Origin of the sequence: Photorhabdus luminescens subsp. luminescens (assembly GCF_001083805.1) — a bacterium.
GTDB classification, from domain to species: Bacteria; Pseudomonadota; Gammaproteobacteria; order Enterobacterales; family Enterobacteriaceae; genus Photorhabdus; species Photorhabdus luminescens.
The window spans coordinates 255,325-272,228 of the sequence record NZ_JXSK01000001.1; the positions used below are offsets into that span (position 1 = coordinate 255,325).

A 16,904-nucleotide genomic window follows, 5' to 3' on the forward strand; every position below is an offset into this window, starting at 1 on the left:
TTGCCTTCTCAGATAAATCAGTTAACGGTGGTAAATGGTTACGGCTGATTAAGGCATTGATTCAAAGATAGTATAAATAAAGCAATGTGGACACTCATTTTAAAAGGGTCAAAACGATAATGATCCCACGCATATCACAAGCACCGCACGTCAGTGAGGTCGCACAGAAGTTCTTGGATACATTAAAGGAACAAGGATTTACCGGAGATGTTGCCAGCAGTTATGCCGATCGTCTGACAATGGCGACAGATAACAGTATCTATCAACTCTTACCACAGGCTGTTGTTTTCCCCCGATCCAGCGCAGATGTGGTTTTACTGGCTCGTGTCGCAGGTGAAAAAGAATATCAGAATTTGACATTTACTCCACGCGGTGGTGGTACAGGCACCAACGGTCAGGCGCTTAATGATGGTATTGTGGTGGATATGTCCCGTTATATGAATCGTATCCTTGAGATTAACCCGGAGCAAGGTTGGGTCAGAGTTGAAGCGGGTGTGATTAAAGACCAACTAAACCAATATTTGCGTCCATATGGTTATTTCTTTTCACCAGAGCTTTCAACCAGTAACCGTGCAACATTGGGCGGCATGATTAATACCGACGCATCCGGTCAGGGTTCATTAGTCTATGGTAAAACGTCTGATCATGTTCTTAGCCTGCGGGCAGTTCTATTAGGGGGAGAATTACTTGATACCCGCGCGATGGACATCGTCCAGGCGGAATCGATTGCGCAAGAAGATTCGGTTATCGGCCGTATTTATAACACGGTGCTCAGTCGTTGCCGTGAGCAACGTGAACTTATTATTGAAAAATTCCCCAAACTTAATCGTTTTCTGACTGGTTATGATTTGCGCCATGTTTTCAGTGACGATATGCAGAAATTTGACTTGGGGCGTATTTTAACCGGTTCAGAAGGAACACTAGCTTTTATTACCGAAGCGGTTTTGGATATTACCCCGCTGCCGAAGGTCAGGCGGTTGGTGAATGTGAAATATGATTCATTTGATTCTGCATTGCGTAATGCCCCTTTTATGGTGGAGGCAAAGGCATTATCGGTTGAAACCGTGGATTCCAAGGTGCTGAATTTGGCGCGTGAGGATATCGTCTGGCATTCAGTTAAGGAATTGATCACTGATATTCCTAACAAAGATATGCAGGGGTTGAATATTGTTGAATTCAGCGGCGATGATCAACCTTTGATAGACCGGCAAGTCGAAACACTTTGTCAGCGCCTTGATGAACTGATGGAGAGCAATCAAGCAGGGGTTATTGGTTATCAAATTTGTCGAGAGTTAGCTGATATTGAGCGTATTTATGCAATGCGCAAGAAAGCGGTTGGCTTGTTGGGTAACAGTAAAGGCGCGGCGAAACCCATTCCTTTTGTGGAAGATACGTGTGTGCCGCCACAGTATCTTGCTGATTACATTGCAGAGTTCCGGCAGTTATTGGATAGTCATCACCTCAATTATGGTATGTTTGGTCATGTGGATGCGGGGGTGCTGCATGTTCGGCCGGCGCTGGATATGTGTGATCCTCAGCAAGAGATACTGATGAAACAGATTTCTGATGAAATTGTCAGTCTTACGGCACGTTATGGTGGTTTACTGTGGGGAGAGCATGGTAAAGGATTTCGTGCTGAATACAGTCCAGCGTTTTTCGGTAGCATTTTGTATGAAGAATTACGCCGGATTAAGGCGGCCTTTGACCCGGATAACCGCTTGAATCCGGGTAAAATTTGTCCTCCGATGGGGGTTGATGCCCCGATGATGAAAATCGATGCTATTAAGCGAGGAACTTATGACCGGACAATTCCGGTAAATGTCAGGAATACATTCCGTGGCGCTATGGAGTGTAATGGGAATGGGCTCTGTTTTAATTTCGATGCAAAAAGCCCGATGTGTCCATCAATGAAAGTGAGTCAGCAACGTATCCATTCGCCGAAAGGACGGGCGACACTGGTGCGTGAATGGCTGCGCCTTTTGACGGAACAGGGGGTGGAGCCGACGCTACTGAAACAAGGATTAGAACAAACCCGGCCAAGTTTGCGTGGATTGATCGAGAAGACTCGCAATAGTTGGCAGGCATGGCGCGGCGAGTATGACTTTTCTCACGAAGTGAAAGAGGCAATGTCTGGTTGTCTGGCATGCAAAGCTTGCTCAACACAGTGCCCGATTAAAATTGATGTTCCGTCATTTCGTGCTCGTTTTCTTGAGTTATATCACGGTCGCTATTTTCGTCCTTTACGTGATCATATTGTGGCGAGTGCGGAAAGCAGTACGCCATTAATGGCTAAAGTTCCTCGGGTCTTTAATTTCTTCCTGAAACAGCCGTGGATGCAAGAATTGAGTCGCCGGACTATCGGCATGGTGGATTTACCTTTGTTATCCAGCCCGACGCTGCACCAACAACTGGCGGGTCATTATGCGCTTTCGACCACATTGGAACAGCTTGAAAACATGGATCAAGCCCATCGTAACGAACATGTATTGATCGTTCAAGATCCGTTCACTAGCTATTACGATGCTAAAGTTGTGGCTGATTTTGCCTGTTTGGTAGAAAAATTGGGATATAAACCAGTATTGCTGCCATTTTCTCCAAATGGTAAAGCACAACATATCAAAGGCTTCTTATCTCGTTTTGCTAAAACAGCCAAAAAGACGTCAGATTTTCTGAACCGGGTTGCTGAGTTGGGTATTCCTATGGTTGGCGTCGATCCGGCGCTGGTACTGTGCTATCGGGACGAATATAAAGAAATTCTGGGAGAGCGGCGTGGCAAGTTTGAGGTTCAGCTTGTTCATGAATGGTTGATTAATACCTTACCGGAGAAAAGTGACCATGAAGAAAGATCCGTTGATAAATGGTATCTATTTGGACATTGTACCGAAGTGACTATGCTACCGGGCAGTAGTCAACAGTGGGGAAAAATTTTCCATCGGTTGGGTAGCAAGCTAGATAATATCAGTGTAGGCTGCTGTGGCATGGCTGGAACTTACGGTCATGAAAACAAAAACATAGAACACTCTATTGGTATCTATAAATTATCCTGGCAACCTGCCTTGCAGAAATTACCATTGGAGCGTTGTCTAAGCTCTGGTTATTCCTGCCGCAGTCAGGTTAAGCGGATAGAAGGGCAAGTACTTAAGCATCCGTTGCAAGCTTTATTGGAGATAATCCCATGATTTGGAAACGTGATATTGGACTGGATAGCCTAAATCAAGTAAATAGCCAATGTATGATGGGCCATCTGGGCATAAAAATCACGCATATCGGTGATGACTATATTGAAGGCACAATGCCGGTTGATTATCGTACCCGTCAGCCATTTGGTTTATTGCATGGCGGGGCATCTGTTGTGCTGGCAGAATCACTCGGTTCTTTAGCTGGGTATCTCTGTTCCGAAGGTGAGAAAAAAGTTGTTGGGCTGGAAATCAATGCTAACCATATTCGGTCGGTTCGTAGTGGTGAAGTGAAAGGTGTGTGTAAACCTCTTCATATTGGCCGCAATCACCAGGTGTGGCGAATTGATATTTTTGATGAGCGGCAACATTTGTGCTGTACCTCTCGGTTAACCACATCAGTTTTGCCTGGATAAAATATAAAACAAAAGTAGAAGTAGGTTATTATGTGGAATAACCTACTATTTAAGTGAAAAAGTTATTATTTATGGTAATTGAATTGAGTTACGATAATCTTTAAGAAGTATATATATTTATGGAGCTTATCGATATTTTTATAATATTATGGGTTGTTTGAGTTAATTGCATAATTATATTAAAAAATTAATATTGAAATAGGCAAAAACCTAATTGCAACTTTTTATTCAAATCTGTAAATGCCAGTATATATCCGTTAATACTAAAGTTTTAGTGGTTTTAATTACTGTTTAATGCCATTTAAATATGAAGGGTGCCTGAGAACTAAGCCATAACAACATCTAAAAGGGCGGGAGTAAAAGCCTCCCGCCTAAGGTTGTCTTACCTGTCGCTGGATTCGTAAGCCATGATTGCCGCAACCTCGGTATTACCTCGTTTGATGTGGAGTTTACAGAGTGAATCCCTTGTTATCCATGTGAACAGAAGTAATGTCACACAAATAACGATCAAACTAAATATTACGATTTTTTGCGGCTTCATGGCTTTTCTCTCCTTGCTTTTTGTCAGGTAAGAGGCTAGCCTTATGTTGTTGATGCATAGGAGTAGCCTCATTTCGATTAATAGTCGGATGGGGCTTTTCTCTTTCTGCCTGAAACATAATTTTTGCTTAGAACATCATGCTCAAGACAGAAAGTCTCAAGCACCCGTAGGCAGTATACGTTTATTCATATCAGATGCAAGATCTTGAAAATATTTATTATGGTCACGTAATACCTTCGAATTAAATTAGCCAGCTAGAAAAGCTCTTAATAAGAAAAGGAATGAATGTTGAAAAATGGAATATATAGATAAAATTGTTTCTTAATGTGTTTAATTAATTGCGTCGATTAAATAGAAGTTCTATTTTCATATATTATAATCATAATGGCTCGGTATTACCTTGTTTGATATGGAGCTTACAGAGTGAACCCCTTGTTATCCATGTGAACAAGAGTAATGTCACACAAATAACGATCAAACTAAATATTACGATTTTTTGTGGCTTCATCGCCTTCTCTCCTTGCTTTTTGTCAGATAAGAGGCTAGCCTTATGTTGTTTACGCATAGAAGTAGCCTCATTTCGATTTATAGTCGGATGGGGCTTTTCTCTTTCTGCCTGAAACATAATTTTTGCTTGGAATATCATGCTCAAGACAGAAAGTCTCAAGCACCCGGAGGCAGTATACTTTTATTCATATCAGATGCAATATCTTGAAAATATTTATTATGGTCAAGTAATACCTTCAAATTAAATTAGCCAGCTAGAAAAGCTATTAATAAAAAAAGAAGGAATGTTAAGGATGGAATATATAGATAAAATGGTTTCTTAATGCGTTTAATTAATTGCGTCGATTAAATAGAGATTCTATTTTCATATATTATAATCATAATGGCTCTGTATTACCTCGTTTGATATGGAGTTTACAGAGTGAACCCCTTGTTATCCATGTGAACAAGAGTAATGTCACACAAATAACGATCAAACTAAATATTACGATTTTTTGCGGCTTCATCGCCTTCTCTCCTTGCTTTTTTTCAGGTAAGAGGCTAGCCTTATGTTGTTGGGCATACGAGTAGCCTCATTTCGATTAATAGTCGGATGGGGCTTTTCTCTTTCTGCCTGAAACATAATTTTTGCTTAGAACATCATGCTCAAGACAGAAAGTCTCAAGCACCCGGAGGCAGTATACGTTTATTCATATCAGATGCAAGATTTTGAAAAGATTTATTATGGTCACGTAATACCTTCGAATTAAATTAGTCAGCTAGTAAAGCTATTAATAAAAATATAGAGGGATGTTGAAAATGGAATATATAGATAAAATGGCTTCTTAATGCGTTTAATTAATTATTTTGATTAAATAGAAGCCCTCATTCCGGGGATGGAGTCATTTTCCTGTATATCTGAAATCTCGCATCAATAGTATTTCTGATGAACTTTTTGTGCTTTTGTCTTGCGTTAATCAGTATATATCCTCTTACTCTTGGCTAACCACATCAGGTTTTCTTGGATAAAATATAAAAAAATAGAAGTAGGTTATTGATGTGGAATAACCTGATATTTAAGTGAAAAATTTATTTTTTACGGTAATTGAATTGAGTTGCAATAACATTTAAGAAGTATAGATATTTATGGAGTTTATCGATATTTTTATAATATTATGGGTTGTTTGAGTTAATTGCGTAATTATATTAAAAAATTAATATTGAAATAGGAAAAAATCTAATTGCAAATATTTATTCAAATCTGTAAACACCAGTATATATCAATTAATGCTAAAATTTCAGTGGTTTTAATTATTGTTTAATTCCACTGAAATATGAAGGGTGCCTGAGAACTAAGCCATAACAACATCTAAAAGGGCGGGAGTAAAAGCCTCCCGCCTAAGGTTGCCTTACCTGTCGCTGGATTCGTAAGCCATGATTGCCGCAACCTCGGTATTACCTCGTTTGATATGGAGTTTACAGAGTGAACCTCTTGTTATCCATGTGAACAGAAGTAATGTCACACAAATAACGATCAAACTAAATATTACGATTTTTTGTGGCTTCATCGCCTTCTCTCCTTGCTTTTTGTCAGGTAAGAGGCTAGCCTTATGTTGCTAAGCATAGGAATAGCCTCATTTCGATTAATAGTCGGATGGGGCTTTTTTCTTTCTGCCTGAAACATAATTTTTGCTTAGAACATCATGCTCAAGACAGAAAGTCTCAAGCACCCGGAGGCAGTATACTTTTATTCATATCAGATGCAAGATCTTGAAAATATTTATTATGGTCAAGTAATACCTTTAAATTAAATTATCGGCTAGCAAAGCTATTAATAAGAACAGGAAAGCATGTTGATAGAGGAATATATAGATTAAATTGTTTCTTAATGTGTTTAATTAATTTCGTCGATTAAATTGAAACTCTTATACTGGGGATGTAGCCATTCTCTTGTGTATCTGAAAGCTCGCATCAATAATATTTCTGATGAATTTTTGTGATTTTGTCTTACGTTAATCAGTATATATTCTCTTCCTCTCGGTTAACCACATCAGTTTTTCCTGGATAAAATATAAAACAAAAGTGGAATTAGGTTATTGATATGGAGAAATAACCTACTATTTAAGTGAAAAAATTATTATTTATGGTAATTGAATTGAGTTGCGATGACCTTTAAGAAGTATAGATATTTATGAAGCTTATCGATATTTTTATAATATTATGGGTTATTTGAATTAACTGCATAATTATATTAAAAGATTAATATTGCAATAGGCAAAAGCCTAATTGTAACTTTTTATTCAAATCTGTAAATGCCGGCATATATCAATTAGTGGTTTTAATTAATGTTTAATGCCATTTAAATATAAAGGGTGCCTGAGAACTAAGCCATAACAACATCTAAAAGGGCGGGAGTAAAAGCCTCCCGCCTAAGGTTGCCTTACCTGTCGCTGGATTCGTAAGCCATGATTGCCGCAACCTCGGTATTACCTCGTTTGATATGGAGTTTACAGAGTGAACTCCTTGTTATCCATGTGAACAGAAGTAATGTCACACAAATAACGATCAAACTAAATATTACGATTTTTTGCGGCTTCATGGCTTTTCTCTCCTTGCTTTTTGTCAGGTAAGAGGCTAGCCTTATGTTGTTCAGCATTAGGAGTAGCCTCATTTCGATTTATAGTCGGATGGGGCTTTTCTCTTTCTGCCTGAAACATAATATTTGCTTAGAACACCATGCTAAAGACAGAAAGTCTCAAGCACCCGGAGGCAGTATACTTTTATTCATATAAGATGCAAGATCTTGAAAATATTTATTATGGTCATGTAATACCTTCAAATTAAATTAGCTAATGAGTAAAGCTATTAATGAAAAAAGGAAGGAATATTGAAAATGGAATATATAGATAAAATGGTTTCTTTATGTGCTTAATTAATTGCGTCGATTAAATAGAAATTCTATTTGCATATATTAATAATCATACTGGCAACCTCTATATTGCCTCTCCGGCTAACGATGCCAATTTTATCTGGCTGACTGCTATTTTCACCCTAGGAGAGGAACTACTCCTCCTGTATATCTGAAAGCTCACATCAAATAGTATTTCTGATGAACTTTTTGTGCTTTTGTTTTACGCCAATAAGTAAAAGATAGCACAATTGATCAAACTAATAATTTATAGATAAAACAGTAAATTAAAGAGATACCTTCATGTGAAATGAACATAAATTATCGCATTCGAATAAAATTTAACCTCCTTAAGGTATATCCTCTTAAAACAAATGGTTGAAGTGATAAAGGTTATCATTACCATTATACGGGAGGAGAGCACTCCGATAACGGCGGCAAGAATAGCTATAGAATAAATATGAGGTCAACTATGACAAACAGTGTCGAAACCTTTTCTCTGAATGAAACCGCATGGCAGGGAATTACTATCACCGCGAGAGCCGCAGCGCAGATTCTCAAGTTGATGCAGCAAAACCCACAAAGTAAAGGATTATATCTGGGGGTTAAGCAATCAGGATGTGCCGGCTTTGGCTATGTATTTGAGATGGTTAATGATCCTGCGCCTGATGATCTAAGGTATGAAAATGAAGGCGCATGTCTATATGTCCCTTTAAAAGCAATGCCATTTATTGATGGCACTGAAGTGGATTTTGTCCGTGAAGGTTTAAATCAGATATTTAAATTCAATAATCCAAAAGCACAACATGCCTGTGGGTGTGGTGAAAGCTTTGGTATATAAGTGTACCAATATATGTCTCAGAGCAATGTAGAAATCAGTGATGATGTGCAGACCTGGCTCAGCGGTCATCGTTATAAAGAAGGCTTTTTCACTCAGGTGGCGACGGATGAGTTAGCTAAAGGTTTGAGTGAAGACGTTGTGCGAGCCATTTCCGCAAAACGTAATGAGCCGGAATGGATGCTTGAATTTCGGCTAGAGGCTTATCGCCATTGGCTAGGAATGGAAGAACCTCATTGGTTAAAAGCGAATTATCCCAATCTTGATTATCAGGACTACAGTTACTATTCAGCCCCTTCATGCGGTGCTTGTGGCGATAGTTGTAATTCACAATCTGGTGCTGTTCAAGAAGCAGGAGCGGAGCAAGCTAGTAGCTATTTAACCGCAGAAATTGAAGAAACATTTGATAAGTTGGGTGTTCCTGTACGTGAAGGCGAAGCTGTTGCGGTAGATGCTATTTTTGACTCCGTTTCTGTTTCAACCACCTATCGGGATAAGTTAGCGAAAGAAGGGATTATTTTCTGCTCATTTAGTGAAGCGATACAGGAATATCCCGGATTGGTTCGTAAATACCTCGGCAGCGTGGTTGCAAGCCACGATAACTTTTTTGCCGCGCTCAATGCGGCAGTAGCTTCTGATGGTACTTTTGTTTATGTGCCAAAAGGGGTTCGATGCCCAATGGAATTGTCCACCTATTTCCGTATCAATGCCGCGAAAACGGGACAATTTGAGCGCACTATCCTGATTGCTGATGAAGGCAGTTATGTCAGCTATATAGAAGGATGCTCTGCACCAGTGCGTGATAGCTATCAACTTCATGCCGCTGTTGTCGAAGTGATTATCCATAAAGATGCCGAAGTGAAATATTCTACGGTACAAAACTGGTTCTCAGGGGGTGACAGTGCAGGAGGGATTCTCAACTTTGTCACTAAAAGAGCGTTATGTGAAGGCGAAAACGCTAAAATGTCTTGGACTCAATCGGAAACAGGTTCTGCAATTACCTGGAAATATCCCAGTGTGATCCTAAAAGGAGATAACTCGATTGGTGAGTTTTTTTCCGTTGCTCTGACTAACGCTACTCAACAGGCAGATACCGGCACCAAGATGATCCACATTGGCCGTAACACTAAATCAACCATCATTTCAAAGGGCATTTCTGCTGGCCGTAGTCAGAATAGTTATCGTGGGTTGGTCAAAATATTACCGGGAGCAGAAAATGCCCGTAATTATACCCAATGTGACTCTATGTTGATTGGTACTGAATGTGGCGCACATACATTTCCTTATGTAGAAGTACAGAACAATACGGCGCAACTGGAGCATGAAGCGACAACCTCCCGCATTGGTGAAGATCAATTGTTCTATTGCTTGCAACGTGGCATTAGTGAAGATGATGCGATTTCCATGATTGTTAACGGATTCTGTAAGGATGTGTTCTCTGAACTTCCCCTTGAATTTGCCGTTGAAGCACAAAAATTGCTGGCGATAAGCCTTGAACACAGCGTCGGATGAGTTTTCCTTGTTTCCCTTTTTTATGACAGAACGTTAAGTCGTTCGAAGGCATGTAATATGTTAAGTATTAAAAATTTACGAGTCAGTGTTGAAGGTAATGAAATCTTAAAAGGATTAAATCTTGAAGTTAAGCCGGGTGAAATTCATGCCATTATGGGGCCAAATGGTTCCGGTAAAAGTACATTATCAGCAACGTTAGCTGGCCGTGAAGAGTATGAAATTGATGATGGTGAAATCGCCTTTAAAGGAAAAGATTTACTTGGATTGGAGCCATCAGAGCGGGCCGGGGAGGGAATTTTTCTGGCGTTTCAATATCCGGTGGAAATTCCGGGTGTCAGTAATCAATTTTTCCTGCAAACCGCAGTGAACGCTGTTCGCCAATATCGCCATCAGGAGCCGTTGGATCGCTTTGATTTTGCCGATTTTATCGAAGAAAAAATTGAATTATTGGATATGCCGCCGGATTTGCTGACACGTTCAGTCAATGTCGGCTTTTCCGGTGGTGAGAAAAAACGCAACGATATTCTGCAAATGGCCGCGCTGGAACCGACACTTTGTATTCTGGATGAGACAGATTCAGGACTGGATATTGATGCATTGAAAATTGTATCTAATGGAGTGAATTCTTTACGTGATCCAAACCGTTCATTCATTATTGTGACCCATTACCAACGTATTTTGGATTATGTGAAACCTGATTTTGTGCATGTACTTTATCAGGGACGAATTATTAAATCCGGTGATTTCAGTTTGGCGAAAAAGTTGGAGGAGCAAGGTTATGGCTGGCTTATTGACCAACAGTGAAAGAGCTGAAAAGGTGCGGCAGGTTGCAGAACGTAATCAGCAAGCATTAGCACGTTTTGCAAATTTATATCGTTACCGTCATGGTGAGGATTCATCTCATGCTAGGTTGCATTGGCAACAAGTCACTCAAACCGGTTTTCCCCAATTTAAACATGAAGATTGGCGTTATACTCCGCTGGATAAGTTGTTAAATCAGCAATACAGCAGCAAAACTTGGGAATTGACCGCAGCGCAATGCGAACAACTGGCGATTCCAGTGGATTGTTGGCGTGTTGTTATGGTGGATGGTTGTTTTTCGCCTTTACTGAGTTCCTATGAATTTGGACCATACCAGCTAAATTTATTGGACAATAAAAGCGGACTTCCAGCGCCGATACAGGGTGAGATCTTTCTACACCTAACTGAAAGCTTGGCCCAACAGCCCTTGGTTATTACATTAAAGGCCGGGCATGTGGCGGAAAAGCCTCTTTACCTGCTGAATATAACCAGTGGTCATCGTAGCGAAGCATTGAATACCAGTCATTATCGCTACCACATTGCTGTAGGGACAAATGCCAGTGCCAGCGTGATTGAACATTTCGTCAGTATTGATGGACAGCAACCTCATATGACAGGCAGCCGATTAACTGCGGAAGTGGGGGACAATGCTCATTTTGCCCATATAAAACTGGGGGTTGAGAACAGTGCAAGTTATCACTTTGCGCATAACGATATTGTGATTGGTCGTGATGCTCAAGTAAAAAGCACCAGCTTTTTATTAGGTTCTGGGCTTGGCCGACACAATACCAGTGTTAAGTTGAATGGCGAAGGGGCTAATCTGTCGTTGAACAGCTTACTGTTGCCACAAGGAAAGGAAGTCGCTGATACTCGTACCTATTTGGAACATAATAAAGGGCATTGTGAAAGCCGTCAGTTGCATAAAACTATTGTGATGGATCAGAGCAAAGCAGTATTTAACGGCATGATTAAAGTGGCGCCTCATGCATTGAAAACTGATGGGCAAATGACCAATAACAATTTGTTACTAGGTAAACAGGCAGAAGTAGATACCAAACCTCAACTGGAAATTTACGCTGATGATGTGAAATGCAGTCATGGCGCGACCGTTGGCCGGATAGATGAAGAACAACTGTTTTATCTGCAATCACGCGGTATCAACCGACGTGATGCAGAGCATATGATGGTATTTGCTTTTGCTGCTGAGCTGACTGAATCTATTGAAGATGAATCCCTGAAAAGCGTTGTGATGAAACACATTAAGCACCGTTTAGCGGGGGTGGAAAGATGACTTTTTCTGTAAAAAAGGCGCGGCAAGATTTTCCGGTGTTAGATCAACAGGTTAATGGGCATCCGTTGGTTTATCTTGATAGTGCTGCCAGTGCTCAGAAGCCGGTTTCGGTTATTGAACGAGAAAGTGAATTCTGTTTGCACCAGTATGCGGCGGTTCACCGGGGAATTCATACCCTCAGCTCTGCGGCTACTCGGATGGTTGAAAATGTTCGCTACCAGATCTCGCAATTTATTCATGCTCAAAGCAGTGAAGAGATTGTATTCGTCAAAGGTACGACGGAAGGGATTAATCTGATTGCTAACAGTTATGGCCGCAAATTTATCAATAATGGCGATAATATTGTTATTACTGAAATGGAACACCACGCCAATATTGTTCCGTGGTATATGCTGGCAGAACAAATAGGATTTGAAATTAGAGTATGGCCATTGAATGAGAATGGCGAATTGGATCAAGCAATTTTAGCCTCTTTGATTGATTCACGTACTAAATTGCTTTCTTTTACTCATCTCTCTAATGTGCTTGGTACGGTAAATCCTGTACGTCAAATCATAAAACAGGCAAGAAAACTGGCTGATGAGCAGGGAAGCCGGTTACATATTCTGGTCGATGGCGCTCAGGCCATTATGCATAAGAAAGTTGATGTGCAGGATTTGGACTGCGATTTCTATGTTTTTTCCAGCCATAAATTATATGGTCCAACAGGCATTGGCGTGCTTTATGGACGTAAATCCCTGCTGGATGTTATGCCGCCTTGGGAAGGGGGTGGCGCGATGATAAAACAGGTCAGTCTGCAAAAGGGGATAACCTATGCAGAACCGCCGTGGCGATTTGAGGCGGGAACCCCAAATATCACGGGAATGATTGGGCTTGGCGCTGCTGTCGATTATGTCACTTCACTTGGGCTGGATGAAATTGAGCAACATGAACAGGCGTTGATGGATTATGCAATGACACGGCTGAAAGGGGTCAGAACCTTGGAATTGTATGGCCCTGAGCAACGTCAAGGGGTTATTGCTTTCAACCTTGGCCGACATCATGCTTATGATGTGGGAAGTTTCCTTGATCAATATGGAATAGCGATCCGTACCGGACATCATTGTGCCCTTCCTTTGATGGAACATTATCACGTTTCCAGCATGTGTAGGGCATCATTGGCGATTTATACTACGCAAGAAGATATTGATGCGCTTGTTGTTGGATTGCAGCGAATAGAAAAGTTACTGGGTTGAGCCGGTTATAGATCGAAAGAATGATAAGGAAAAAGTCATGGCAAGTTTGCCCGACGTAAATAAATTGTTACGCAATTTTTCCCGTTGCCAGAATTGGGAAGAAAGATATCTCTATATGATTGAACTGGGGGCGAGGTTGCCTCCTCTTACTGACCAACAACGTCAGCCTGAATATTTAATCGCAGGTTGTCAGAGCCAAGTGTGGATACTACTGACAACGAATCATCAAAACAGAGTGGAATTTATTGGTGATAGTGATGCTGCTATTGTTAAAGGATTGGTTGCGATTGTCTTTATCCTTTTTCAGGATAAAACACCCCAGGAAATTCTGGATTTGGATGTGACTGAATATTTTGGAAAATTATCTTTGGAGCAACATCTGACGCCCTCACGCACTCAGGGGTTACATGCGATGATATGCGCCATCCGAAGCAGGACAAGTAAAATGGTTTAAATGCCAGTCTTACGCGTTTCTTTAGCTACTGATAATATATATGGTTGATAAGGCTTCAACCTTTTGCGCTTAAATTTATTCGATAACATTCAGAAGTCATTCCAGGAAGCAAGCATGAAACGAGTTTTAACGTTTATTGGCATATTATTATTAAGTGGGTTAGCGAACACTGTGAGCGCCACAGAATATACATTGCCAGCGGCCAATAGTCGTTTAATTGGCGAAAATACGACATTGGTCGTACCCGATGATGGACGTTCTTTAGAGGCCATTGCTGCCGAATATGGAATTGGTTTACTGGCAATGCTGGAAGCTAATCCAGGTACCGACCCTTATTTGCCTACCCCGGGTTCTGAACTGATTATTCCATCCCAAATGTTGTTGCCTGATACACTGAGGCAGGGGATGGTGATTAACCTTGCAGAACTCAGGCTTTACTACTTTCCTAAAGGAAAAAACAAAGTCATCGTTTATCCGATTGGTATTGGGCAACTGGGTCGTAATACGCCAGTGATGACAACATCTGTCAGTCAGCTAATTAAAGATCCAACTTGGACGCCGACTAAGAATATCCGTAAACATTATGCTGAACAGGGGATTACCTTACCTGCGGTTGTTCCTGCTGGACCGGAAAACCCAATGGGCGCGTTTGCGTTACGCTTAGCTGCCGGGCGCGGAGAATACTTGATCCACGGCACTAACGCTGATTTTGGTATCGGTATGAGGGTGAGTTCCGGTTGTATCCGTTTACGTCCTGATGATATTGAAACATTATTCAACACAGTGCCCCGTGGAACGCGAGTACAGATTATCAATGAGGCGGTTAAGTATTCTGTGGAACCAAATGGTGAGCGTTATATTGAAGTACATCAGCCGTTGTCTAAGAAAGAAAATGATGATCCACAGACATTACCTATTGTTCGATCAGCCGATTTGAACAAGTTCATTGAGAATAGCGAGACGGATAAAAATATTGCTGAACAAGCAATGGTACGCCGTTCTGGTATGCCGGTACTGGTAAGTAAAGACATAGAGCCTGAAACGCAACATGAAACACAACAGGAGTTGAGAGAAGAGAATATTGTGCGGGCGGAAGATGATGTTAAAGGTACAGAACAAGCAGTGAATAAAGATGTATCTGAATCGTTTAAATTACCACCGTTATATCAACCTGGGCCAATCTATCGGGTAAATTAATATTTTTTTGCGGGCAAGGAAGTCGGCAAATATTTATCTAACAGAATCCGATGATAAAAAACGGCGCACAGATAGACTGTGCGCCATTTTTGTACATAATTACAAAAAATTATTTTTTGTAGGAACGAACTTGATTATCCAGACGCTGATTCGCACGAGCTGCATCGTCTTTAGCGGCTTGAATGTCAGTACGTACTGCGTTCACGTCATTGCTCAGTTGATCAACTTTTGCATTCAGAGTCTGAACGTCAGAAGTCAGTTGGTCAACTTTAGCAGTGCTTGAACAACCAGCCAACAGAGTAGAAGCCAGAACTACTGCACCCAGTACAATTTTAGTACGATTCATTATAATACCCTCTAGATTTAAGTTAATCTCCAAGTAGCCATGTAAGTATTACACAAAGTTTTTTAGAAAGAGAATAAATTTTTATCATGAAAACCAATTATTTCAATTTTTCTCTTTAACGAGTGGATAATTTTCATCTGAATGTAAAAAAACAAAACCGTTGAGTAACATTTTAATCAAAAAAAGCCTATTCCATGAGGGAATGATATTCTTCGAAATAATTTTAGTTAAAAATTCTTATAAATAAAAAATACAACATCCAGGTCATCTTGCGTCTATTGAACTATCGCGACGTCTCTTTTAATGAAGCCATTTTTTATACATAAATTTAGGGTTTCTCTTAAAACAAATTTGTTAACTGAATCTTATTGTAGATGAACAACTTGACAATGTTCAGGTTGAATCCTAGGCTCAAATTCAAACTGGTAAGAGGAGTTTGTTATGTTAACTGATCAATCTAACGAATATTTTAATATCAACATTGACAGCGGAGTCGCTCATTTACAACTCAGTCGTCCTGAAAAGGCCAATAGTTTGGCGCTTGGGTTCTGGAAACGGTTTCCTGAGGCAATAGAGCAACTTAGTCGTTCAGGTGAAGTTCGGGCAATGGTGATCTCTGCACAGGGAAACACATTTTGTGGTGGTCTTGACCTGCAAATTTTTGCCTCTAGCAAAGAGGCTGATACAGCTAATCCTAATGAGCGGGAAGCGATGCAGTTCAGCTTATTGCAAATGCAAGAGACAATAAACGTATTAGAACGTGCTCGCTTCCCTGTCATTGCCGCAGTGCAAGGCGCTTGTCTTGGTGCAGGTTTTGACTTAATTGCTGCCTGCGATTTTTGTTTTGCTGCTGAAAATGCGAAATTTTGTATAGAAGAAACCAATATTGGCATGATGGCTGACTTAGGTATTCTTCAACGTTTGCAACATTTGATCCCTGGGGGGATGGCCCGCTATCTTGCCCTTACTGGGGATACGTTGAGTGCGGCTCAGGCTCATGATTTGGGGCTGGTGGTCAAGGTGTTCCCTTCTACGGAGACATTAATTGAAGGCGCTCTCGCGACTGCCCGGCGTATTGCTGATCGGTCTCCTGTCGCCATTAACGGGGTTAAACGAGCTATGCTTTACAGCCGTGATCATGGTGTCTATGAATCATTGCAGCAAATAGCACTTTTGCAAGCTTCGATTTTTAGTCGTCAGGATATTCTATGTTCAATTCAAGCGAAAGCGACCGGAACAAAAAGTGAGTTCCAAAACTTAAGTGAAGTCGGTAAAATTTTTGATGAGCCATGATTGAGGAAAAGATATTGATGACATATATACCCTGTGGATTTCAAGATGCATCGCGACGGCAAGGGAGTGAATCCCCGGGAGCATAGATAACTATGTGACCGGGGTGAGCGAGTGCAGCCAACAAAGAGGCAACTTGAAAGATAACGGGTATAAAGTAGATTCTTCGCAAATGGTGATGTAGTGCTGGGAAATATCATCATTGTTGAAGGTTAAGCCATTTTCTGGCCGCGAGAGAACAGAGAATGGCATTATTATTAATTAGCATATAAGTGGATGGAATAATTTGATCTATATGAGGAATATATTAAGGTATTTTATTTTCTGCGAATAGACGACTTATGGTTAGGCTGTGAATCTCTGTAATAAATCACAATAATTATATATTAATAATGTTTCTGTTTTATAGAATT

The 16,904-nt window shown here is 40.5% G+C and carries 16 protein-coding genes; 10 read left to right on the forward strand and 6 right to left on the reverse strand.

Annotation, left to right across the window (positions count from 1 at the left end; translation table 11 throughout):
* Window positions 1-119: 119 nt before the first annotated feature.
* Window positions 120-3,179 carry a D-2-hydroxyglutarate dehydrogenase YdiJ gene (gene ydiJ, locus TI10_RS00935; protein ID WP_049581301.1) on the forward strand — a complete coding sequence of 1,020 codons (3,060 nt, stop codon included), beginning with the start codon at window positions 120-122 and terminating at the stop codon, window positions 3,177-3,179.
* The gene (menI, locus tag TI10_RS00940) at window positions 3,176-3,592 is read left to right on the forward strand and encodes a 1,4-dihydroxy-2-naphthoyl-CoA hydrolase (RefSeq protein ID WP_011146847.1); all 417 of its coding nucleotides are present in this window, start codon (window positions 3,176-3,178) and stop codon (window positions 3,590-3,592) included. The genes ydiJ and menI overlap by 4 nt, the downstream gene beginning before the upstream one ends.
* Window positions 3,593-3,974: 382 nt before the next feature.
* Here the strand turns inward: menI and TI10_RS23340 are convergent, their stop codons facing one another.
* The 5 genes from TI10_RS23340 to TI10_RS23355 form a co-directional block, all read right to left on the reverse strand.
* On the reverse strand, window positions 3,975-4,205 hold the full coding sequence (locus tag TI10_RS23340) for a Hok/Gef family protein (RefSeq protein ID WP_074524860.1): 231 nt from the start codon (window positions 4,203-4,205) through the stop codon (window positions 3,975-3,977).
* Window positions 4,206-4,512: 307 nt separating this feature from the next.
* Window positions 4,513-4,779, reverse strand: a complete 267-nt coding sequence (locus TI10_RS26555; protein ID WP_394298754.1) for a Hok/Gef family protein — start codon at window positions 4,777-4,779, stop codon at window positions 4,513-4,515.
* A gap of 238 nt (window positions 4,780-5,017) precedes the next feature.
* Window positions 5,018-5,146, reverse strand: coding sequence for a Hok/Gef family protein (locus tag TI10_RS23345; RefSeq protein WP_074524859.1), 129 nt, complete (start codon window positions 5,144-5,146; stop codon window positions 5,018-5,020).
* 882 nt (window positions 5,147-6,028) lie between these two features.
* Window positions 6,029-6,187, reverse strand: coding sequence for a Hok/Gef family protein (locus tag TI10_RS23350; protein WP_075262240.1), 159 nt, complete (start codon window positions 6,185-6,187; stop codon window positions 6,029-6,031).
* Window positions 6,188-7,059: 872 nt separating this feature from the next.
* Entirely contained in the window at window positions 7,060-7,290 is a 231-nt protein-coding gene (locus tag TI10_RS23355; RefSeq protein ID WP_394298753.1) for a Hok/Gef family protein, read from the reverse strand.
* 709 nt (window positions 7,291-7,999) lie between these two features.
* Here TI10_RS23355 and sufA point away from each other — a divergent pair.
* The 7 genes from sufA to TI10_RS00980 all read left to right on the forward strand — a co-directional run bounded on the left by sufA (window position 8,000) and on the right by TI10_RS00980 (window position 14,855).
* Window positions 8,000-8,368, forward strand: coding sequence for a Fe-S cluster assembly scaffold SufA (sufA, locus tag TI10_RS00950; RefSeq protein WP_011146844.1), 369 nt, complete (start codon window positions 8,000-8,002; stop codon window positions 8,366-8,368).
* A gap of 12 nt (window positions 8,369-8,380) precedes the next feature.
* Window positions 8,381-9,877: a Fe-S cluster assembly protein SufB gene (gene sufB, locus TI10_RS00955; protein ID WP_049581303.1), complete on the forward strand. Its 1,497-nt coding sequence runs from the start codon at window positions 8,381-8,383 to the stop codon at window positions 9,875-9,877.
* Between the two features lie 57 nt (window positions 9,878-9,934).
* Window positions 9,935-10,681, forward strand: coding sequence for a Fe-S cluster assembly ATPase SufC (gene sufC / locus TI10_RS00960; protein WP_049581304.1), 747 nt, complete (start codon window positions 9,935-9,937; stop codon window positions 10,679-10,681).
* Window positions 10,656-11,969 carry a Fe-S cluster assembly protein SufD gene (gene sufD / locus TI10_RS00965; protein WP_049581305.1) on the forward strand — a complete coding sequence of 438 codons (1,314 nt, stop codon included), beginning with the start codon at window positions 10,656-10,658 and terminating at the stop codon, window positions 11,967-11,969. The genes sufC and sufD overlap by 26 nt, the downstream gene beginning before the upstream one ends.
* The gene (gene sufS, locus TI10_RS00970; protein WP_049581306.1) at window positions 11,966-13,204 is read left to right on the forward strand and encodes a cysteine desulfurase SufS; all 1,239 of its coding nucleotides are present in this window, start codon (window positions 11,966-11,968) and stop codon (window positions 13,202-13,204) included. The genes sufD and sufS overlap by 4 nt, the downstream gene beginning before the upstream one ends.
* A gap of 37 nt (window positions 13,205-13,241) precedes the next feature.
* The gene (gene sufE, locus TI10_RS00975; RefSeq protein ID WP_049581307.1) at window positions 13,242-13,658 is read left to right on the forward strand and encodes a cysteine desulfuration protein SufE; all 417 of its coding nucleotides are present in this window, start codon (window positions 13,242-13,244) and stop codon (window positions 13,656-13,658) included.
* Window positions 13,659-13,772: 114 nt separating this feature from the next.
* Window positions 13,773-14,855, forward strand: a complete 1,083-nt coding sequence (locus TI10_RS00980) for a L,D-transpeptidase family protein (RefSeq protein ID WP_049581308.1) — start codon at window positions 13,773-13,775, stop codon at window positions 14,853-14,855.
* A 109-nt stretch (window positions 14,856-14,964) separates the two neighbouring features.
* Here the strand turns inward: TI10_RS00980 and TI10_RS00985 are convergent, their stop codons facing one another.
* A complete protein-coding gene (locus TI10_RS00985) occupies window positions 14,965-15,201 on the reverse strand; it encodes a major outer membrane lipoprotein (RefSeq protein WP_049581309.1) in 237 nt (78 codons plus the stop codon).
* A gap of 441 nt (window positions 15,202-15,642) precedes the next feature.
* Between TI10_RS00985 and TI10_RS00990 the strand changes: the two genes are divergently transcribed.
* Window positions 15,643-16,494 (forward strand): enoyl-CoA hydratase-related protein, encoded by an 852-nt coding sequence (locus tag TI10_RS00990; protein ID WP_049581310.1) that lies wholly within the window; start codon window positions 15,643-15,645, stop codon window positions 16,492-16,494.
* The last annotated feature ends 410 nt before the right edge of the window (window positions 16,495-16,904 follow it).

What these genes read in the sequence shown, in the direction of transcription:
- sufE (WP_049581307.1), top strand. Translation starts at nt 13,242, where the DNA reads ATGGCAAGTTTGCCCGACGTAAATAAATTGTTACGCAATTTTTCCCGT.
- sufA (WP_011146844.1), top strand. Translation starts at nt 8,000, where the DNA reads ATGACAAACAGTGTCGAAACCTTTTCTCTGAATGAAACCGCATGGCAG.
- TI10_RS00985 (WP_049581309.1), bottom strand. Translation starts at nt 15,201, where the DNA reads ATGAATCGTACTAAAATTGTACTGGGTGCAGTAGTTCTGGCTTCTACT.
- TI10_RS23345 (WP_074524859.1), bottom strand. Translation starts at nt 5,146, where the DNA reads ATGAAGCCGCAAAAAATCGTAATATTTAGTTTGATCGTTATTTGTGTG.
- TI10_RS23340 (WP_074524860.1), bottom strand. Translation starts at nt 4,205, where the DNA reads ATGAGGCTACTCCTATGCATCAACAACATAAGGCTAGCCTCTTACCTG.
- TI10_RS00980 (WP_049581308.1), top strand. Translation starts at nt 13,773, where the DNA reads ATGAAACGAGTTTTAACGTTTATTGGCATATTATTATTAAGTGGGTTA.
- sufB (WP_049581303.1), top strand. Translation starts at nt 8,381, where the DNA reads ATGTCTCAGAGCAATGTAGAAATCAGTGATGATGTGCAGACCTGGCTC.
- menI (WP_011146847.1), top strand. Translation starts at nt 3,176, where the DNA reads ATGATTTGGAAACGTGATATTGGACTGGATAGCCTAAATCAAGTAAAT.
- TI10_RS23355 (WP_394298753.1), bottom strand. Translation starts at nt 7,290, where the DNA reads ATGAGGCTACTCCTAATGCTGAACAACATAAGGCTAGCCTCTTACCTG.
- sufC (WP_049581304.1), top strand. Translation starts at nt 9,935, where the DNA reads ATGTTAAGTATTAAAAATTTACGAGTCAGTGTTGAAGGTAATGAAATC.
- ydiJ (WP_049581301.1), top strand. Translation starts at nt 120, where the DNA reads ATGATCCCACGCATATCACAAGCACCGCACGTCAGTGAGGTCGCACAG.
- TI10_RS26555 (WP_394298754.1), bottom strand. Translation starts at nt 4,779, where the DNA reads ATGATATTCCAAGCAAAAATTATGTTTCAGGCAGAAAGAGAAAAGCCC.
- sufS (WP_049581306.1), top strand. Translation starts at nt 11,966, where the DNA reads ATGACTTTTTCTGTAAAAAAGGCGCGGCAAGATTTTCCGGTGTTAGAT.
- TI10_RS23350 (WP_075262240.1), bottom strand. Translation starts at nt 6,187, where the DNA reads ATGAAGCCACAAAAAATCGTAATATTTAGTTTGATCGTTATTTGTGTG.
- sufD (WP_049581305.1), top strand. Translation starts at nt 10,656, where the DNA reads ATGGCTGGCTTATTGACCAACAGTGAAAGAGCTGAAAAGGTGCGGCAG.
- TI10_RS00990 (WP_049581310.1), top strand. Translation starts at nt 15,643, where the DNA reads ATGTTAACTGATCAATCTAACGAATATTTTAATATCAACATTGACAGC.